Below are 14,427 nucleotides of genomic sequence, written 5' to 3'. Positions count from 1 at the left end.
TTGACCGGCGGCCGGTTTCCCGGCACCTCGGCGCGGCGCGGCAGCCGCGCGGGGAGGTCAGCAGTGCCCAAGGGCTACATCATCGTCCGGATGACGGTCACCGACCCGGACACCTACAAGGACTACGCCGCCATGGCCTCCGAGGCGATGCGCAAGTACGGCTGCAAGCCGCTGGTGCGCGGCGGCCGCTGCGAGGCGCTGGAGGGCGAGGGCCGTCCGCGCAACGTCGTGCTGGAATTCGAGTCCTACGAGGCGGCGCGCACCTACTACTTCTCGCCCGAGTACCAGGCTGCCGTAGCCAAGCGCCGGCCCGCGGGCATCGGCGAGGTGGTGCTCGTCGAGGGCGTCGACTGATCGACGTACCGGTCGCAGCCGGGCTCGACGCGGCCCGCGCCATCGGCGCGTGCTGCGAGATGACCCAGGGAGGCGCCGGGCCGGTGGGAACCCTCGCGGCGGGGACCGCGGCCGCGCGGGTGGAGGGAATCTTCACGTTCCCGGCGATAATGCCCGGATGTGCTCGCCTGCCCTCCGAATCGCCCTCGCCCTGGCCGCGCTCGCGGGGCCGGCCGCGGCGCAGTCCCTCAGTGCCGGGTCCGCCGATCCGGGGTGCGGCGGTGACGCCTTCTCGTCGGCCGAGGTCGTCGAGAACAGGCCGCCCCGCCGCGGTCCCCTCGTCGCGACCCCCGACACGCTCTGCGCCGACCTCGCGCCGCAGCCGGGCACGCCGACGACGCAGATCGACATCTACCCGATGATCACGCCGCAGGTTGGACCTGGGGGCGGCGGCATCCCATATGAGGGAGGATCGTTCCGGCCCTACCGTCCCTGACGCGACCGGCCGGTCGAACCCGCCTCCCCGCCCGCGCCGCGACGGCGCCGCGACGGCCTTCCCGCTCGAAGGAACCGCCGACCATCGACGCGCTGCTCCGCCCCACGCCCAGCCGCTCGCTGTCCCGCGAGGCCCGCGCCCGCGGTGTCACCGCGGTCCTCGGGCCGACCAACACCGGCAAGACCCACCTCGCCATCGAGCGGATGCTCGCCCACCCGACCGGCATGATCGGGCTGCCCCTGCGGCTGCTCGCCCGGGAGGTCTACCTGCGCGTCGTCGCCAAGGTGGGCCCCGAGAAGGTCGCGCTCGTCACCGGGGAGGAGAAGATCAAGCCGGACCGGCCGCGCTACTGGATCTGCACCATCGAGGCGATGCCCCGCGACATCGACGTCGCCTTCGTCGCCATCGACGAGATCCAGCTCGCCGCCGACATGGACCGCGGCCACGTCTTCACCGACCGCCTGCTCTACGTGCGCGGCCGGGAGGAGACCCTGCTGATCGGCTCCTCGACCGTGCTGCCGCTGGTCCAGAGCCTGATTCCGAACGTCCACACCACGACCCGGCCGCGGCTGTCGCAGCTCACCTTCGCGGGGGAGAAGCGGCTGTCGCGCCTGCCCCGGCGGACCGCCATCGTGGCGTTCTCGGCCGAGGAGGTCTACGCCATCGCCGAGCTGATCCGCCGCCAGCGCGGCGGCGCCGCGGTCGTGCTGGGCGCCCTGTCGCCGCGGACCCGCAACGCCCAGGTCGAGATGTACCAGGCGGGGGACGTCGACTACCTCGTGGCCACCGACGCGGTCGGCATGGGCCTCAATCTCGACGTCGATCACGTCGCGTTCGCGGCCAACTGGAAGTACGACGGCACCCGCTTCCGCAAGCTCACCCCCGCCGAGATGGGCCAGATCGCCGGCCGCGCCGGGCGCCACCTCTCGGACGGCACCTTCGGCTCCACCGGCCGCTGCCCGCCCTTCGAGGCCGAGCTGGTGGAGCGGCTGGAGAGCCACGACTTCGATCCCCTGCGCATCCTGCAATGGCGCAACCCGGATCTGAGCTTCGGAAGCCTGGAGGGCCTGCAGGCGAGCCTCGACGAGCACCCGCGCGAATCGGGCCTGACCCGCGCCCCCATGGGCGAGGACCAGCAGGCCCTCGAGATCCTCATGAAGGAGGACGACATCCGCGACCTCGCCCGGAACCCTGCCGGCGTGCGCCGGCTCTGGGACGTCTGCGGCGTGCCGGATTACCGCAAGGTCCACCCGCAGGTGCACGCCGACCTGGTGGCGCAGCTCTACCGATTCCTCATGAAGGGCATGGCCGGGCGCATCCCCGACACGTGGTTCGCCGAGCAGGTCGCGATGATCGACCGGACCGACGGCGACATCGACACGCTGTCCCGCCGGATCGCGCAGGGACGCACCTGGACGTTCGTTGCAAACCGTCCCGACTGGCTGCGCGACCCAGAACATTGGCAGGGCGAGACGCGTCGGGTAGAGGACAGGCTGTCCGACGCCCTGCACGAACGCCTCGCGAGCCGCTTCGTCGACCGGCGCACAAGCGTCCTGATGCGGCGCCTGAGAGAGAACACGATGCTCGAAGCCCAGATCACCGCCGACGGTGACGTCACCGTCGAGGGTCAGCATGTCGGCCACCTTCACGGATTCCTGTTCGTTCCCGATGCCAGCGCCGAGGGGCACGAGGCCAAAACCCTGAGGAGCGCCGCCGAGAAGGCGCTCGCCGGGGAGATCGAGTCCCGGGCCGAGCGGTTTTCGGCAACGGCCGATTCGACCCTCGTGCTCTCGCACGACGGCACGATCCGCTGGACCGGCGCGCCCGTCGCCAAGCTCACCCCCGGCGAGAAGCTGTTCGCCCCGCAGATCCGTCTGCTGGCGGACGACAGCCTGACCGGCGCGCATCGCGAGAAGGTCGAGGCGCGCCTCGACGCGTGGTTGAAGGCCTACATCGTGCGGCTGCTCGGGCCGCTGATGGAGATCGAGACCGCAGCAGACCTGACTGGCCTCGCCAAGGGAATCGGCTACCAAGTCGTCGAGGCGCTCGGCGTGCTGGAGCGCTCGAAGGTGGCGCACGAGATGCGCAGCCTCGACCAGGAGGGCCGCGGCGCCCTGCGCCGCCACGGCGTCCGGTTCGGCGCCTACCACATCTTCCTGCCGGCGCTGCTGAAGCCGGCGCCCCGCACGCTCGCGGCCCAGCTCTGGGCCCTGCGCAACGGCGGCCTCGACCAGCGCGGCCTCGACGAGATCGCGCATCTCGCCGGCTCCGGCCGCACCTCGATCAAGGTCGACCGCGAGATCGCCAAGGGCCTCTACCGCGCGGCCGGCTTCCGGGTCAGCGGCGAGCGGGCGGTGCGGGTCGACATCCTGGAGCGGCTCGCCGACCTGATCCGCCCGGCGATCGCCTACCGGCCCGGTACCACCCCGGGCGCCCCGCCGGACGGCACCGCCGACGGCGACGGCTTCGTGGCCACCGTCGGCATGACCTCGCTGGTCGGATGCTCGGGCGAGGATTTCGCCTCGATCCTGAAGTCGCTCGGCTACAATTCCGAGGCGCGCCCCGGCCCGGCCATCACGGTGCCGCTCGTCCCCGCTGCCGCCACCGCGCCGGCGGCGCCGACCGCCGCCGAGGCTTCCTCCGAGGAGGCTGTCGCCGCGCAGGCTGATGCCGCCGAGCCGGTCGGCGACGAGGCCCCGGCCGCCGAGGGTGTCGAGACCGCCGCCGATCACGCTGACGCGGCCGAGGAAGCCCCGGCCGCCCCCGAGGCGGAGCCCGCCGAGGGCGAGGCTGCGGACGAGTCGGCCGGCACGCCGGTCGACGCGGCCACCGAGGCGCCCGCGACCGAGGCGCTCGCGACCGAGACATCTGCGACCGAGTCGCCCCACGCCGAGGCGGAGCAGCCGGCCGAGGCGGAGCAGCCGGCCGAGGCGGACGCCGCGCCGGCGGCCGAACCCATCGCCGAGGAGACCGCGGCCGCCGAGGCGGAGCCCGACGCGGCCGAGACGGCCGAGAGGGCCGAGGCCGTTGGTGCCGAGGGCGAGGGTGCAGCCGAGATCCCGCAGATCGAGGTCTGGCGCCTGCAGCGCCACCAGCGCCCGGCCCACCAGCGCCCGCAGAACCGTCCCCGCGGGGCGGGTCGGGGCCGCGACGGTGGCCAGCAGGGCCAGCACCCGGGTCAGGGGCGTCCCGACGGTGGCCGGCCCGAGCAGCGCCGGGCCGAGGGCGACGGCGGCCCGCGCCCCGGCCGGGACCGCGGTCCGCGCCGCGACCGCTTCGAGGGCGGCCGTCCGGAACGCCGCGACGACCAGCGCGGCGCCGAGCAGCGCCATTCCGGCCCGCGGCCCGACCAGCGGCCGCCGCGGCGCGAGCGGGCGCCCGATCCGGACTCGCCCTTCGCCAAGCTCGCGGCCCTGAAGGCGCAGCTCGAGGCCGGCGACGGCGGGAAGCGCTGATCCGCGGCGGATGCGCGAGGACCGGCAGCGCCTCGACAAGTGGCTGTGGTTCGCGCGCTTCGCGCGGACCCGGTCGCTCGCGGCGCGGCTGGCCTCCGACGGCTTCGTGCGGGTGAACGGCAGCCGGACCGAGAACCCCGCGAAGGCCATCGGTATCGGTGACGTGGTCACGGTGGCGGCGCCCCACGCGACCCTGGCCGTGCAGGTACTCGGTCTCGGCCTGCGCCGCGGCCCGGCGTCGGAGGCGCGGCTCCTCTACGACGACCTGTCGGGCGGCACCCTGTCGGTCGAGGACGGGCCGGACGGGCCGTCCGAGTGATGAGGTCGCGCCACAGCGGCCGCGCGAGCGACCCGACGCGAACCCTTGCGGCGCCCGCACGCTTGTCAGTCCGGGAGGCAGCGTCTAGAGCCGTGGGCCTCCGAGATCCGTCCCCGTGTCGGGTCTCACCGGCGTTCCCCTCGCAGCACCCTCCGGGCGCGCGGGCCGTCTCCAGGCTCCGCCCGGGCCAAGTCGAGTTTTAGGACGAAGACATCCGATGACCTACGTCGTCACCGACAATTGCATCAAGTGCAAGTACACGGACTGCGTCGAGGTCTGTCCGGTGGACTGCTTCTACGAAGGCGAGAACATGCTCGTCATCCATCCGGACGAGTGCATCGATTGCGGCGTCTGCGAGCCGGAATGCCCCGCCGAGGCGATCAAGCCCGACACCGAGTCGAATCTCGACACGTGGCTGAAGCTGAACGCCGACTACGCCAAGTCCTGGCCCAACATCACGCAGAAGAAGGAAGCCCCGGCCGACGCCAAGGATTGGGACGGCAAGAGCGGTAAGCTCGAGGCGCATTTCTCGCCCAACCCTGGCTCGGGCGACTGACCCCGCGCCGGCCCCGCAGGTTCTGACGCCGGCCCGCGGCCCGCTTCCCAGATTGCGGGAAGATCTGTCGGGCCCGTGCCGCCGCTGAACCCCGCGGCGGGGCTGCGTCATACGAGGGCCTGATACGCGGCCAGGTCATTCCTGTCCCGCCGCACCAGTGTAAAACTCTTTGGCGCCGCGCTTGGTCCGCGCGTGCGTCTTCAGGGATGCTTTGATCTGCGCGCCGGATTGTGGTAGACAATCCGCCTGCCGTCGCTCGCGCCTGACGTGCTCCCTCCGGCTGAAACGCCTTCGCTTTTCGTGGGTTAGGAGTAGTACGCGCTCGACCGCTGGAGGCGACTTCGGCGGGCGGGCCAGGCGTTCGCACGGCCGCGCCGGGGAACGCCCGGATTCGTGCGCTCGGCGCCGGGTCCGGGAGCGGCGAGGCAGACCGGGTGTCCCGCCCGGAAGAACACGGTTTCGCGCGGCGCCGAACGCTGCGCGCCAGTGGAGGCCCTTCTCGCATGACCACAGCCAAGAAGACGACGACCGCAGGCCGGCAGGGCTTCAAGACCGGCGAGGCTGTCGTGTATCCGGCCCACGGCGTCGGTCGCATCACCGCGATCGAGGAGCAGGAGATCGCCGGCTACAAGCTTGAGCTGTTCGTCGTATCGTTCGAGAAGGACAAGATGGTCCTGCGCGTCCCCACCGCGAAGGCCAACAGCGTGGGCATGCGCAAGCTCGCCGAGCCGGAACTGGTCAAGAAGGCGCTCGACCTGCTGACCGGCCGCGCCCGGATCAAGCGCACCATGTGGTCGCGCCGCGCGCAGGAATACGAGGCCAAGATCAACTCGGGCGACCTGCTCGCCGTCACCGAGGTCGTGCGCGACCTCTTCCGGTCCGAGGCTCAGCCGGAGCAGTCCTACTCCGAGCGCCAGCTCTACGAGGCCGCCCTGGACCGGATCGTGCGCGAGATCTCGTCGGTGAACCGCATCACCGAGACCGAGGCCCTGAAGCTGATCGAGCAGAGCCTCGCCAAGTCGCCCCGTCGGGCGAAGAACGAGGCGGAGCCCGAGGCCGAGGCCGACGGTGACAGCGAGGGCGACGACATTCAGGAGGAGGCCGCCTGAGGCGCGCTTCCCCCCGCGGACGACATCGAACCCGGCCCCTGTGGCCGGGTTTTTTGTGCCCGGACCGGTCCGAACCGGCGCGCCGGCCCGGTCGTTTCGGGACATCCGGGCTGGACGGCGCGCGGCCGGATCCCATCTGATCGGAACAGAACACGATTTCGTGGCCGCCCGGTTGTCGCATTGTGGGGCATCGGGACGGAACTTTCGCGTTTTGCCTTCCGTTGTCGGTTGCCTGGCGTCGCCTCCCGGTGGCGCCTGCGCGTCGGGCTATCGGCTCGACGCCGCAACAGCACTCGACAACAAGAGGCAGGCGGATGGCTGAGATCGCGGGAATTCGACGGCAGTTCATACGGACTGCCATGGAGGCACCCTTCCTGGCCCGGGAAGAAGAGCGCGGCCTCGCCGTCCGCTGGAAGGACGAGCGCGACGAGCGGGCCCTCCACCGTCTGATCTCCGCCCATATGCGCCTCGTCATCGCCCTGGCGGGGCGTTTTCGTCACTACGGCCTGCCCATGGCCGACCTCGTCCAGGAAGGGCATGTCGGCCTGATGGAGGCCGCGGCCCGGTTCGAGCCCGAGCGGGACGTCCGCTTCTCGACCTACGCGACGTGGTGGATCCGCGCGTCGATCCAGGATTACATCCTGCGCAACTGGTCGATCGTGCGCGGCGGCACCTCCTCGGCGCAGAAGGCTCTGTTCTTCAACCTGCGGCGGCTTCGCGCCCGGCTTATGCAATCCACCGAGGAGCATGTCGGCGACGAGATCCACCGCCGCATCGCCAGCGCCATCGGCGTGTCGCGGGACGACGTCGCCCTGATGGACGCGCGCCTGTCCGGTCCCGACATGTCGCTCAACGCCCCGGTGGGCGAGGACAGCGACGCCTCCTCGGAGCGGATGGACTTCCTCGTCGACGGCGCCGACCTGCCGGATGAGACCGTGAGCGCCACGGTCGACGGCGAGCGTCGGTTGAGCTGGCTCCAGCAGGCCCTGACCGTGCTGTCGGAGCGCGAGCTGCGCATCCTGCGCGAGCGCCGCCTCGCCGAGGATCAGGCGACCCTGGAGGCCCTGGGCCAGCGGCTCGGCATCTCCAAGGAGCGCGTCCGCCAGATCGAGAACCGGGCCCTGGAGAAGCTGCGCCGCGCCCTGGCCGACCGCTTCCCCGCCGCCACCGGCAGCCCGCATATCGGCTGAGCCCACACGGTAGCAACACCGACGCGAAGCCCGGCCCCGAGGCCGGGTTTTCGCGTTTCAGAGGGCCCCGCGTCCCATACCCCGGATCGCCGCGCGGCGATCCGGGGTATGGGACGGCAGTCGGCGCGGCGTCGTCGGGCGGCACCGCAACGCGCGGGGGCGGCCGCGATCGGGTCCTATAGCGGGTCGACCCGGGTTTCGGTCGCGCGGCCGGTTCAGGCTCCCTGAGCGGCGGTGCTCCGCCGCTCCCGCCGGCGACTGCGCCGGCCGGGCTCCGGCGTCGCGTCGAGCCAGATCACCAGCGCGAGGGCGATGAGCGCCGGCAGGCCGAGAGCCAGGAAGGCGCCGGTCCAGCCGAACATCCCGTAGGACAGGCCACCGTACCAGCCCGACAGGGCGCCGCCGACACCCTGCACGGCGTTGACGCTGCCGATGGCCGTCTGGGTCCGGCCGGATCCCCAGGTCAGGTCGGCGACGATGACCGGCACCGCCACCCCGACGATGCCAGAGGCGACGCCGTCCAGCACCTCGGCGGCGATCAGCCAGACCGGATCGTCGATGAGGCCGGACAGCAGCGCCCGCACCGGCAGGACCGCGAAGGCGACCATCAGCAGCTGGCGGCGGCCGCGCTTGTCGGCGAGCGATCCGGCGAACAGCGCCACCGGGACCATCACCAACTGGGCCACCATGACGTAGCGGGCCGTCCAGGTCGTGGCGTCGGCCGCGGTCGCGACCAGCTTCTGGCCGAGCAGCGAGAGCATGCCGCCGTTCCCGAGATTGAACAGGGTCAGCGCCACGGTCAGCACCAGCAGGCGACGGTTCCCCAGGACCTGGCGGAGGCCGCTGCGCTCCGGCTCGTCCGAGTCGTCCTCCTTCCAGCCGACGGCGCGGCGGCGGCTCCACGCCTTGGCCGGCATCGTCGCCGTCGCGACGATCGCCGCCAGCGCCATACCGCCCAGCACCCAGAAGGCGATCGCCGGGCCGAAATAGCCGGTGCCGAGGCTGATGGCGCCCGCGGCGATCAGGATGCCGACGTGATTGAAGGCCTGGTTGCGCCCCTGCTGCGCGGGGAACCGGTCCTTGCCGACGATACCCAGGGTCAGCGCCGCGACGGCCGGCAGCAGCAGGGTGCCGCCGGCCGCCGCGAACAGCTGCGCGCACAGCACCGCCGGGAAGCTGCGGGCCGGCAGGAGCAGCAGCGTTCCCACCAGGATCGCCCCGCAGGCCAGCGCGATCAGCAGGCGCGGGCGCGGGAACCGATCGACCAGGGCACCGAACGGTCCGCTCAGGAACAGCGTGCCGATGCCGACCAGCGTGATGACGAACCCGACCCGCGCGGGGCTCCACGAGGCCGATTCTGCCAGCCAGGTCCCGAGAAAGGGTCCGAGGCCGCCCTGGATGTCCCCGATGAACAGGTTGATCAGGGCGAGGTTTGCGGTGGGGGCCATGCGATCCTGGAGCCGTTTCGGGCCCCGGACCTGTACTCCGCCCCCGGAACGGTCAAGCCCGGATCGCCGCCATCATCGCCGCACCGCTCCCGCGGCGGACTCGCTGCCCCGGCCTCACGGCTCCCGCGGGCCGTACTGCATCAGCCCCTCCCCGAATGACCAGTTCTCCGGGTTGACCTCGACGAGGTTAATGAAGACGTCCCCCGGCGCCACGCCGGGATCGCGGGCGAGGTTGCGGGTCACGGCGGCGTAGAGGGCGCGCTTCTGCGCGGTGCCGCGCGTCGCGTTGGCGGTGATCTGGACGATCACGAGGCGGTCGCTGCGCCGGATCCCGAGATACTCGGGACCGTAGACGAAGTCCGACGCGTCGTGCTGGTGCACCAGGGCGAACAGGTCGCCCTCCGGCACCGCGAAGGTCTCGCGCATGGCGTCGTAGACACCCGCGACGAGAGCGGCCCGGTAAGTCTCGGTCGTCCCGGCACGCAGGGAGATGCGGGTCAGAGGCATGGTCTCACTCCTCGATCGGTCCGAGATCAGCGGCCGCGCGCCGCGGCGAGGCCGGGCGCGGCGAGGTGGGCGATCGCGGTTCCGGACAGCCCGGCGGCCGGCTCGGCGCGGAGGGTGAAGCGTGTGAGACGCCATCCGTCGGGATCGAGCCCGGCCACGGTGGCGAGGACGTCGCGCCCGGCCGCGATGTCGCGCCCGCGCCCCCGCTCGTCGTCGCGCAGGGCGGCGAGATCCTCCGCCGGCCCGACGAGACGCGTCTCCTCCGAGAGGGCGCCCGCCGCGTCCCCCGGCCCGAACGCGGCTGCGACCGCCAGCCACGTCTCGATGCGCGGCCGGCCGAAGCTCGCGATCACGGCGCCGAACCCGGCCCCGGCCAGGAACGCGGCGGCAGCGCCGGCATCCTGCCAGAGATAGAGCGAGCTGTAGGCGTTGGCGGCGGCCCCGCGCGCCCGGTCCTCGACCGTGAAGGCCTTGAAGACGAGGCCGGGCACCGCGTCCCAGGCCGGCGCGCGGGCGGCGACGCGCGCGCGGATCCTGTCCATGGCGTAGTCGGCCGGCAGACGATGCCGGTAGCGGGTGATCAGCATGGGGCACTCCCGAAGAGGCCCGCAGGCTTGCACGCCGCGTCGATAACAGCGACATATCGGCGCCGATATCTACGATAAGAGTGCGTTATGGTCGCCGACCGTCCCCTCGACCTCGAAGGCGTCCTGGCCTTCGTGCGCGTGGTCGATCTCGGCAGCTTCACCCGTGCCGCCGAGGCGCTCGCCACGTCGCAGGCGGCGATCAGCCTGCGGCTGAAGCGGCTCGAGGACCGGCTCGGCACGCGCCTCCTGGACCGGACCCCGCGGCACGTGGACCTGACGCGCCAGGGCGCCCTGTTCCTGCCGGCCGCTCGGCGCCTCCTGGACGCCCATGACAGCGCCGTGGCCGACGCGGCGACGGCGCAGCCCGCCCGGCTCAGCCTCGGGATCAGCGACCACGTCGCCGGCCCCGACCTGCCGGTGCTGCTGCGGCGCCTGGGCCTGGATCGGGCCGGGCTGATCACGGAGGTGCGGATCGTCCCATCGCGCGACCTCGCGGCCGCGTTCGGATCCTCCGGCGAGGGCGGCTACGACGCGGTGATCTTCCGGACGGAGGACGAGGCCGGCCACGGCGGCGCGGTCCTGGCGGAGGAGCGGCTGGGCTGGTTCGCCGCACCGGATTTCCCGGCGCCCCGGCCGGGCGAGACGCTGCGGCTGGCGGGACTCGCGGGTCCCTGCACGGTCCGGGGCGCGGCGATGCGGGTTCTCGACGCGGCCGGGCTCCCCTGGACCGAGGTCTTCGTCGGCGGCGGCGTGCTGGCGGTGGGGGCGGCCGTGATGGCGGGGCTGGCGGTGGCGGCCCTGGCGCCGAGCACGGCACCGGCCGGCGCCGTGGAGGTCGGCGGCCGGTTCGGGCTGCCGGAACTGCCGCGCACCTTCGTGGTCCTGCGCGCCCGCCGCCTAGCCGGGCGCCCCGCCGAGGCGCTGCGCGCGCTGGCGGCGGCCTATCGCGGTCCCGGCGGCCGCTGACCGACCGCCGGCTCGTCCGGTCCTCAGGAGGCAAGCGGGCCCTGGGCGCCCTGCTGCTCCATCACCTTCTGCCGGTAGAGGCCGACGAAGTCGATCGGGTCGATGTACAGCGGCGGGAAGCCGCCGTTGCGCACCGCCTCGGCCACGATCTGGCGGGCGAAGGGGAAGAGCAGGCGCGGGCACTCGATCATCACCGCCGGATGGATCTGGTCGGCCGGGATGTTGAGGAGCCGGAACACGCCGGCATAGGTCACCTCGAAGGCGAACAGCACCTCGTTCTGGATCTTGGCGTCGCCCTCGAGCTTCAGCTCGACCTCGAAATCGGTCTCCGAGAGCTGCTGCGCGTTGACGTTCACCTGGATGTTGATCTGCGGCCCCTGGCCCTCCTTGGGCTGGAGCGAGCGCGGTGCGTTCGGATTCTCGAAGGACAGGTCCTTCGTGTACTGCGCCAGGGCGTTGATGGTCGGCGCATCGCCCTGCGGCATGCCGCCGCCGTTGCCGTTCGCTGCCGGGGAATCGGCCATGCGGATCATCCTTCTCGATCGACCGGCAGGGCCGGCGCGGGTTGTTGTCGCGGCGGGAGCGGCTGGATCACGCCGCGGAACTGCCCAAACGGCAGGGCCGCTAACACGCGGGCCGGGCCTGGACAAGCGAGCGGGCGCGGCGCTGGCGCCGGCGGCCCCCACGACCCATATCGACCGGATCGCAATTGACGCGTGGGTTCGATCGTCCGGCCGACACAACCGGCTCGCTCCCGACGCGTTGGTCGGATATGAGTCGGCCAGACCTCTGCGCGCTTAGCCGGCGCCGCACCGCGCGCGACCTGAGCAAGGGGCACAGGGTCTCGCCGCGGCCACCATCGGATCGGTGATGCAGGACAGTTTCGACGTTACGACGATCATCTTCCTCGCGCTGGCCGTCTTCGTGATCTGGCGTCTGCGCTCGGTGCTCGGTCAGAAGACGGGGGCCGAGCGCTCGCCGTTCAAGCCGGTCGACCGCAGCCGGACTGAGCCCCAGGCGCGCTCCGACGGCGACAACGTCGTTCGCCTGCCCGGCGCCGACCGGGTCCAGGCCGCGCCGCAGCCCGCCGCCCCGCGGGACTGGCGCGGGATCGCCGAGCCGGGATCCGAGGTCGCGCGCGGCCTGGAGGCCTGCATCCAGGCGGAGCCGAGCTTCGACCCCCGCGCCTTCATCGAGGGCGCCAAGTCGGCCTACGAAGCCATCATGATCGCCTTCGCCAAGGGCGACCGGAAGACCCTGCGCGGCCTCCTCTCGAAAGAGGTCGGCGAGGCGTTCGAGCGGGCGATCGCCGAGCGCGAGCGCAACCGGCAGACGCTCGAGACCACCTTCGTGTCGATCGACAAGGCCGAGATCGTCGCCGTCGAGGTGCGCAACCGCGTGGCGCACGTCACGGTCCGCTTCCTGTCGAACCTGATCACCGCCACCCGCGACGCCGACGGCAAGGTGGTGGACGGCAGCGCCGAGACGGTGGTCGAGGTGCCGGATGTCTGGACCTTCGCCCGCACGCTCGGCTCGCGGGACCCGAACTGGCAGCTCGTGGCCACCGAGGCCGGCGCCTGAGTCCGTGACCGGCGTTCCGTGACGATCTTGCCGTGCCGATGTCCCGCGCCCGGTCCGGACCAGTCCCGGCCGCCCTCCTCGCGTCCCTCCTGAGTCAGGCCGTGTCCGCCGCGCCGACGGCGGTCGGCGGCGCGGTGCTGACCCCCGTGGCCGCGGCCGACCTGCCGGGTTTCCCCGGTGCGGGGACGGAGGCGGCGCTCGACGCCTTCCGCCGCGTCTGCGCGGCCCCGCCGCCCGCCCTGCCCCAGCCCGACGGCGTCGTGGGAGATCCGGCCGCCCTCGCCGAGGCCTGCGCGGCCGCCGCCGGCCCCGTGCCCGACGCCGCCGCCTTCTTCCACGAGCGGTTCGAGGCGTTCCGCGTCGCGCGGCCCGGCGCGGACCGGCCCGGCTTCCTGACCGGCTATTTCGAGCCGGAACTCACCGGCTCCCTGGAGCCCGGCCCGGATTTCCAGACGCCGGTCCTGGCCCGCCCCGACGACCTGATCTCCCTCGGCCCCGGCGAGACCCGCCCGGGGCTCGACCCGGGCCTGCGTGCCGCCCGCGCCACCGCGGACGGCTTCGCCCCCTACCCCGACCGCGCCGCGATCGACGACGGCGCCCTCGGCGCGCGGGCGAAGCCGATCCTGTGGCTGCGCGACGCGGTCGACCTGCTGGTCCTGCAGGTCCAGGGTTCCGGGCGCGTCCGGCTGCCGGACGGGCGCGCGGTGCGGGTGCTCTACGACGGCCGCAACGGCCGCCCCTACACGGCGGTGGCCAAGCTGATCGTCCAGGAGGGCCACCTGCCCCTGGAGGGCCTGACGCTCGCCCGCTGGACCGGCTGGCTGCGCGCCCATCCCGAGACCGCCAAGCGCCTGATCCGCGCCAACGCCTCCTACATCTTCTTCCGCCTCGCTCCGGTCGCGGATCCGGCCCTCGGGCCGCCGGGCGCCGCGAACGCCCCGCTCAGCCCGGGCCGCAGCCTGGCGGTGGATTCGACCCTCTGGCGCTACGGCCTGCCGTTCTGGCTCGCCGGCCCCCTCCCCGGCGCGACTCCAGGTGAGGCCGGGCGCCTCGTCATCGCCGCCGATACCGGCTCGGCGATCGTCGGCCCTGCCCGCGGCGACCTCTTCGTCGGTACCGGTGCGGAGGCCGGCGTAGCCGCCGGCAACCTCCGCGACGCGATCGGCTTCGTGGTCCTGCTGCCGCGCCGCGCGGCGGTGCCCGGAGCCGCGCCGTGAGGGCCCCGCGCCGCGGGCGCCGCCTCACCGCGGGAGAGACCCGCCTCTGGGACGCGATCGCCAAGCTGGTCACGCCGCTGCAGGGCCGCGCCGCCCCGGTGCCCGAGACACCTCCGCCGCCGGGCCCGACCGCCACCATGCCGGCCCTCTCGGCGCCGATCCTGAAGCCCAGCGCGCCGCCGGCCGCCAAGAGGCCGCGGGCGAAGCACCCGCCGAAGCCGGCCTCGGAGCCGGCGCGCCCGGCCACCGCCGCTCCCTACCAGGCGCCGCCCCAGCGGCACGCGCCGAGTGCCGGTCTGGAGCGGAACGCCAAGCTCGGCCTGCGCCGGGGGCGGCTCGCGATCGAGGCGCGGATCGACCTGCACGGGATGGTGCAGGCCGAGGCCCACGCCGCGCTGACGGGCTTCCTGCTCCGCGCCCGGGCCGCCGGGCATTCCTACGTGCTGGTCGTCACCGGCAAGGGCGGCCCGGGCCACGCGGACGCCTTCTCCGAGCGGGGCGTCCTCCGCCGCAGCGTGCCGCACTGGCTGCGGGGGCCGGATCTGCGCGGCATCGTCCTCGGCTTCGAGGAGGCCGCCCGCCACCATGGCGGCGGCGGCGCCCTCTACGTCCGCCTGCGCCGCCGCTAAGACGGGCCTCGGCGCGGGACGCGCGGCAAACCGC

Annotated in this window: 15 protein-coding genes; 11 read left to right on the top strand and 4 right to left on the bottom strand. The window is 73.2% G+C overall.

Features of this window, described 5'->3' with window-relative positions; all coding sequences use genetic code 11:
• Window positions 1-63 precede the first annotated feature (63 nt).
• From BM314_RS02415 to BM314_RS02385, 7 genes are all read left to right on the top strand, one after another.
• Window positions 64-354: a DUF1330 domain-containing protein gene (locus BM314_RS02415; protein ID WP_020092689.1), complete on the top strand. Its 291-nt coding sequence runs from the start codon at window positions 64-66 to the stop codon at window positions 352-354.
• Window positions 355-511: 157 nt separating this feature from the next.
• The gene (locus BM314_RS02410; protein WP_091976727.1) at window positions 512-829 is read left to right on the top strand and encodes a hypothetical protein; all 318 of its coding nucleotides are present in this window, start codon (window positions 512-514) and stop codon (window positions 827-829) included.
• Window positions 830-1,032: 203 nt separating this feature from the next.
• Window positions 1,033-4,284, top strand: coding sequence for a helicase-related protein (locus BM314_RS02405; RefSeq protein ID WP_091976725.1), 3,252 nt, complete (start codon window positions 1,033-1,035; stop codon window positions 4,282-4,284).
• 10 nt (window positions 4,285-4,294) lie between these two features.
• The gene (locus BM314_RS02400; RefSeq protein WP_091976724.1) at window positions 4,295-4,603 is read left to right on the top strand and encodes an RNA-binding S4 domain-containing protein; all 309 of its coding nucleotides are present in this window, start codon (window positions 4,295-4,297) and stop codon (window positions 4,601-4,603) included.
• A 217-nt stretch (window positions 4,604-4,820) separates the two neighbouring features.
• Window positions 4,821-5,159, top strand: a complete 339-nt coding sequence (gene fdxA, locus BM314_RS02395) for a ferredoxin FdxA (RefSeq protein ID WP_020092693.1) — start codon at window positions 4,821-4,823, stop codon at window positions 5,157-5,159.
• A gap of 503 nt (window positions 5,160-5,662) precedes the next feature.
• Window positions 5,663-6,268 (top strand): CarD family transcriptional regulator, encoded by a 606-nt coding sequence (locus BM314_RS02390; RefSeq protein WP_020092694.1) that lies wholly within the window; start codon window positions 5,663-5,665, stop codon window positions 6,266-6,268.
• Between the two features lie 314 nt (window positions 6,269-6,582).
• Complete coding sequence (locus tag BM314_RS02385; protein ID WP_012320644.1) at window positions 6,583-7,458, top strand: RNA polymerase factor sigma-32; 876 nt, start codon at window positions 6,583-6,585, stop codon at window positions 7,456-7,458.
• 215 nt (window positions 7,459-7,673) lie between these two features.
• Here BM314_RS02385 and BM314_RS02380 read toward each other — a convergent pair whose 3' ends face one another.
• The 3 genes from BM314_RS02380 to BM314_RS02370 form a co-directional block, all read right to left on the bottom strand.
• Window positions 7,674-8,906: an MFS transporter gene (locus BM314_RS02380; protein WP_056525810.1), complete on the bottom strand. Its 1,233-nt coding sequence runs from the start codon at window positions 8,904-8,906 to the stop codon at window positions 7,674-7,676.
• Window positions 8,907-9,020: 114 nt separating this feature from the next.
• The gene (locus BM314_RS02375) at window positions 9,021-9,413 is read right to left on the bottom strand and encodes a tautomerase family protein (protein WP_091976722.1); all 393 of its coding nucleotides are present in this window, start codon (window positions 9,411-9,413) and stop codon (window positions 9,021-9,023) included.
• 26 nt (window positions 9,414-9,439) lie between these two features.
• Window positions 9,440-10,000 (bottom strand): DUF4865 family protein, encoded by a 561-nt coding sequence (locus BM314_RS02370; protein ID WP_091976721.1) that lies wholly within the window; start codon window positions 9,998-10,000, stop codon window positions 9,440-9,442.
• An 87-nt stretch (window positions 10,001-10,087) separates the two neighbouring features.
• On the opposite strand from BM314_RS02370, the gene BM314_RS02365 reads away from it, so the two are divergent.
• The gene (locus BM314_RS02365) at window positions 10,088-10,966 is read left to right on the top strand and encodes a LysR family transcriptional regulator (RefSeq protein WP_091679692.1); all 879 of its coding nucleotides are present in this window, start codon (window positions 10,088-10,090) and stop codon (window positions 10,964-10,966) included.
• A gap of 23 nt (window positions 10,967-10,989) precedes the next feature.
• Here BM314_RS02365 and secB read toward each other — a convergent pair whose 3' ends face one another.
• Window positions 10,990-11,490: a protein-export chaperone SecB gene (gene secB, locus BM314_RS02360; RefSeq protein WP_026604852.1), complete on the bottom strand. Its 501-nt coding sequence runs from the start codon at window positions 11,488-11,490 to the stop codon at window positions 10,990-10,992.
• A 346-nt stretch (window positions 11,491-11,836) separates the two neighbouring features.
• Between secB and BM314_RS02355 the strand changes: the two genes are divergently transcribed.
• The 3 genes from BM314_RS02355 to BM314_RS02345 are packed head-to-tail and all read left to right on the top strand — an operon-like array spanning window position 11,837 to window position 14,393.
• Window positions 11,837-12,547 (top strand): Tim44/TimA family putative adaptor protein, encoded by a 711-nt coding sequence (locus BM314_RS02355; RefSeq protein WP_091976719.1) that lies wholly within the window; start codon window positions 11,837-11,839, stop codon window positions 12,545-12,547.
• A 38-nt stretch (window positions 12,548-12,585) separates the two neighbouring features.
• Window positions 12,586-13,764, top strand: coding sequence for a murein transglycosylase A (locus tag BM314_RS02350; protein ID WP_091976717.1), 1,179 nt, complete (start codon window positions 12,586-12,588; stop codon window positions 13,762-13,764).
• The gene (locus tag BM314_RS02345; RefSeq protein WP_091976716.1) at window positions 13,761-14,393 is read left to right on the top strand and encodes a Smr/MutS family protein; all 633 of its coding nucleotides are present in this window, start codon (window positions 13,761-13,763) and stop codon (window positions 14,391-14,393) included. The genes BM314_RS02350 and BM314_RS02345 overlap by 4 nt, the downstream gene beginning before the upstream one ends.
• Window positions 14,394-14,427 lie beyond the last annotated feature (34 nt).

Origin of the sequence: Methylobacterium sp. 13MFTsu3.1M2 (assembly GCF_900112625.1) — a bacterium.
In the GTDB taxonomy this organism is placed as follows: domain Bacteria; phylum Pseudomonadota; class Alphaproteobacteria; order Rhizobiales; family Beijerinckiaceae; genus Methylobacterium.
Note: the sequence above shows the minus strand (reverse complement) of the source record. Positions and strands in the feature narration are given on the sequence as shown.

Bases quoted from the DNA above. Each gene is read 5' to 3' on its own strand.
- secB (WP_026604852.1), bottom strand. From the start codon at position 11,490: ATGGCCGATTCCCCGGCAGCGAACGGCAACGGCGGCGGCATGCCGCAG.
- BM314_RS02370 (WP_091976721.1), bottom strand. From the start codon at position 10,000: ATGCTGATCACCCGCTACCGGCATCGTCTGCCGGCCGACTACGCCATG.
- BM314_RS02385 (WP_012320644.1), top strand. From the start codon at position 6,583: ATGGCTGAGATCGCGGGAATTCGACGGCAGTTCATACGGACTGCCATG.
- BM314_RS02380 (WP_056525810.1), bottom strand. From the start codon at position 8,906: ATGGCCCCCACCGCAAACCTCGCCCTGATCAACCTGTTCATCGGGGAC.
- BM314_RS02365 (WP_091679692.1), top strand. From the start codon at position 10,088: ATGGTCGCCGACCGTCCCCTCGACCTCGAAGGCGTCCTGGCCTTCGTG.
- BM314_RS02355 (WP_091976719.1), top strand. From the start codon at position 11,837: ATGCAGGACAGTTTCGACGTTACGACGATCATCTTCCTCGCGCTGGCC.
- BM314_RS02390 (WP_020092694.1), top strand. From the start codon at position 5,663: ATGACCACAGCCAAGAAGACGACGACCGCAGGCCGGCAGGGCTTCAAG.
- BM314_RS02410 (WP_091976727.1), top strand. From the start codon at position 512: ATGTGCTCGCCTGCCCTCCGAATCGCCCTCGCCCTGGCCGCGCTCGCG.
- BM314_RS02405 (WP_091976725.1), top strand. From the start codon at position 1,033: ATGCTCGCCCACCCGACCGGCATGATCGGGCTGCCCCTGCGGCTGCTC.
- BM314_RS02400 (WP_091976724.1), top strand. From the start codon at position 4,295: ATGCGCGAGGACCGGCAGCGCCTCGACAAGTGGCTGTGGTTCGCGCGC.
- fdxA (WP_020092693.1), top strand. From the start codon at position 4,821: ATGACCTACGTCGTCACCGACAATTGCATCAAGTGCAAGTACACGGAC.
- BM314_RS02375 (WP_091976722.1), bottom strand. From the start codon at position 9,413: ATGCCTCTGACCCGCATCTCCCTGCGTGCCGGGACGACCGAGACTTAC.
- BM314_RS02350 (WP_091976717.1), top strand. From the start codon at position 12,586: ATGTCCCGCGCCCGGTCCGGACCAGTCCCGGCCGCCCTCCTCGCGTCC.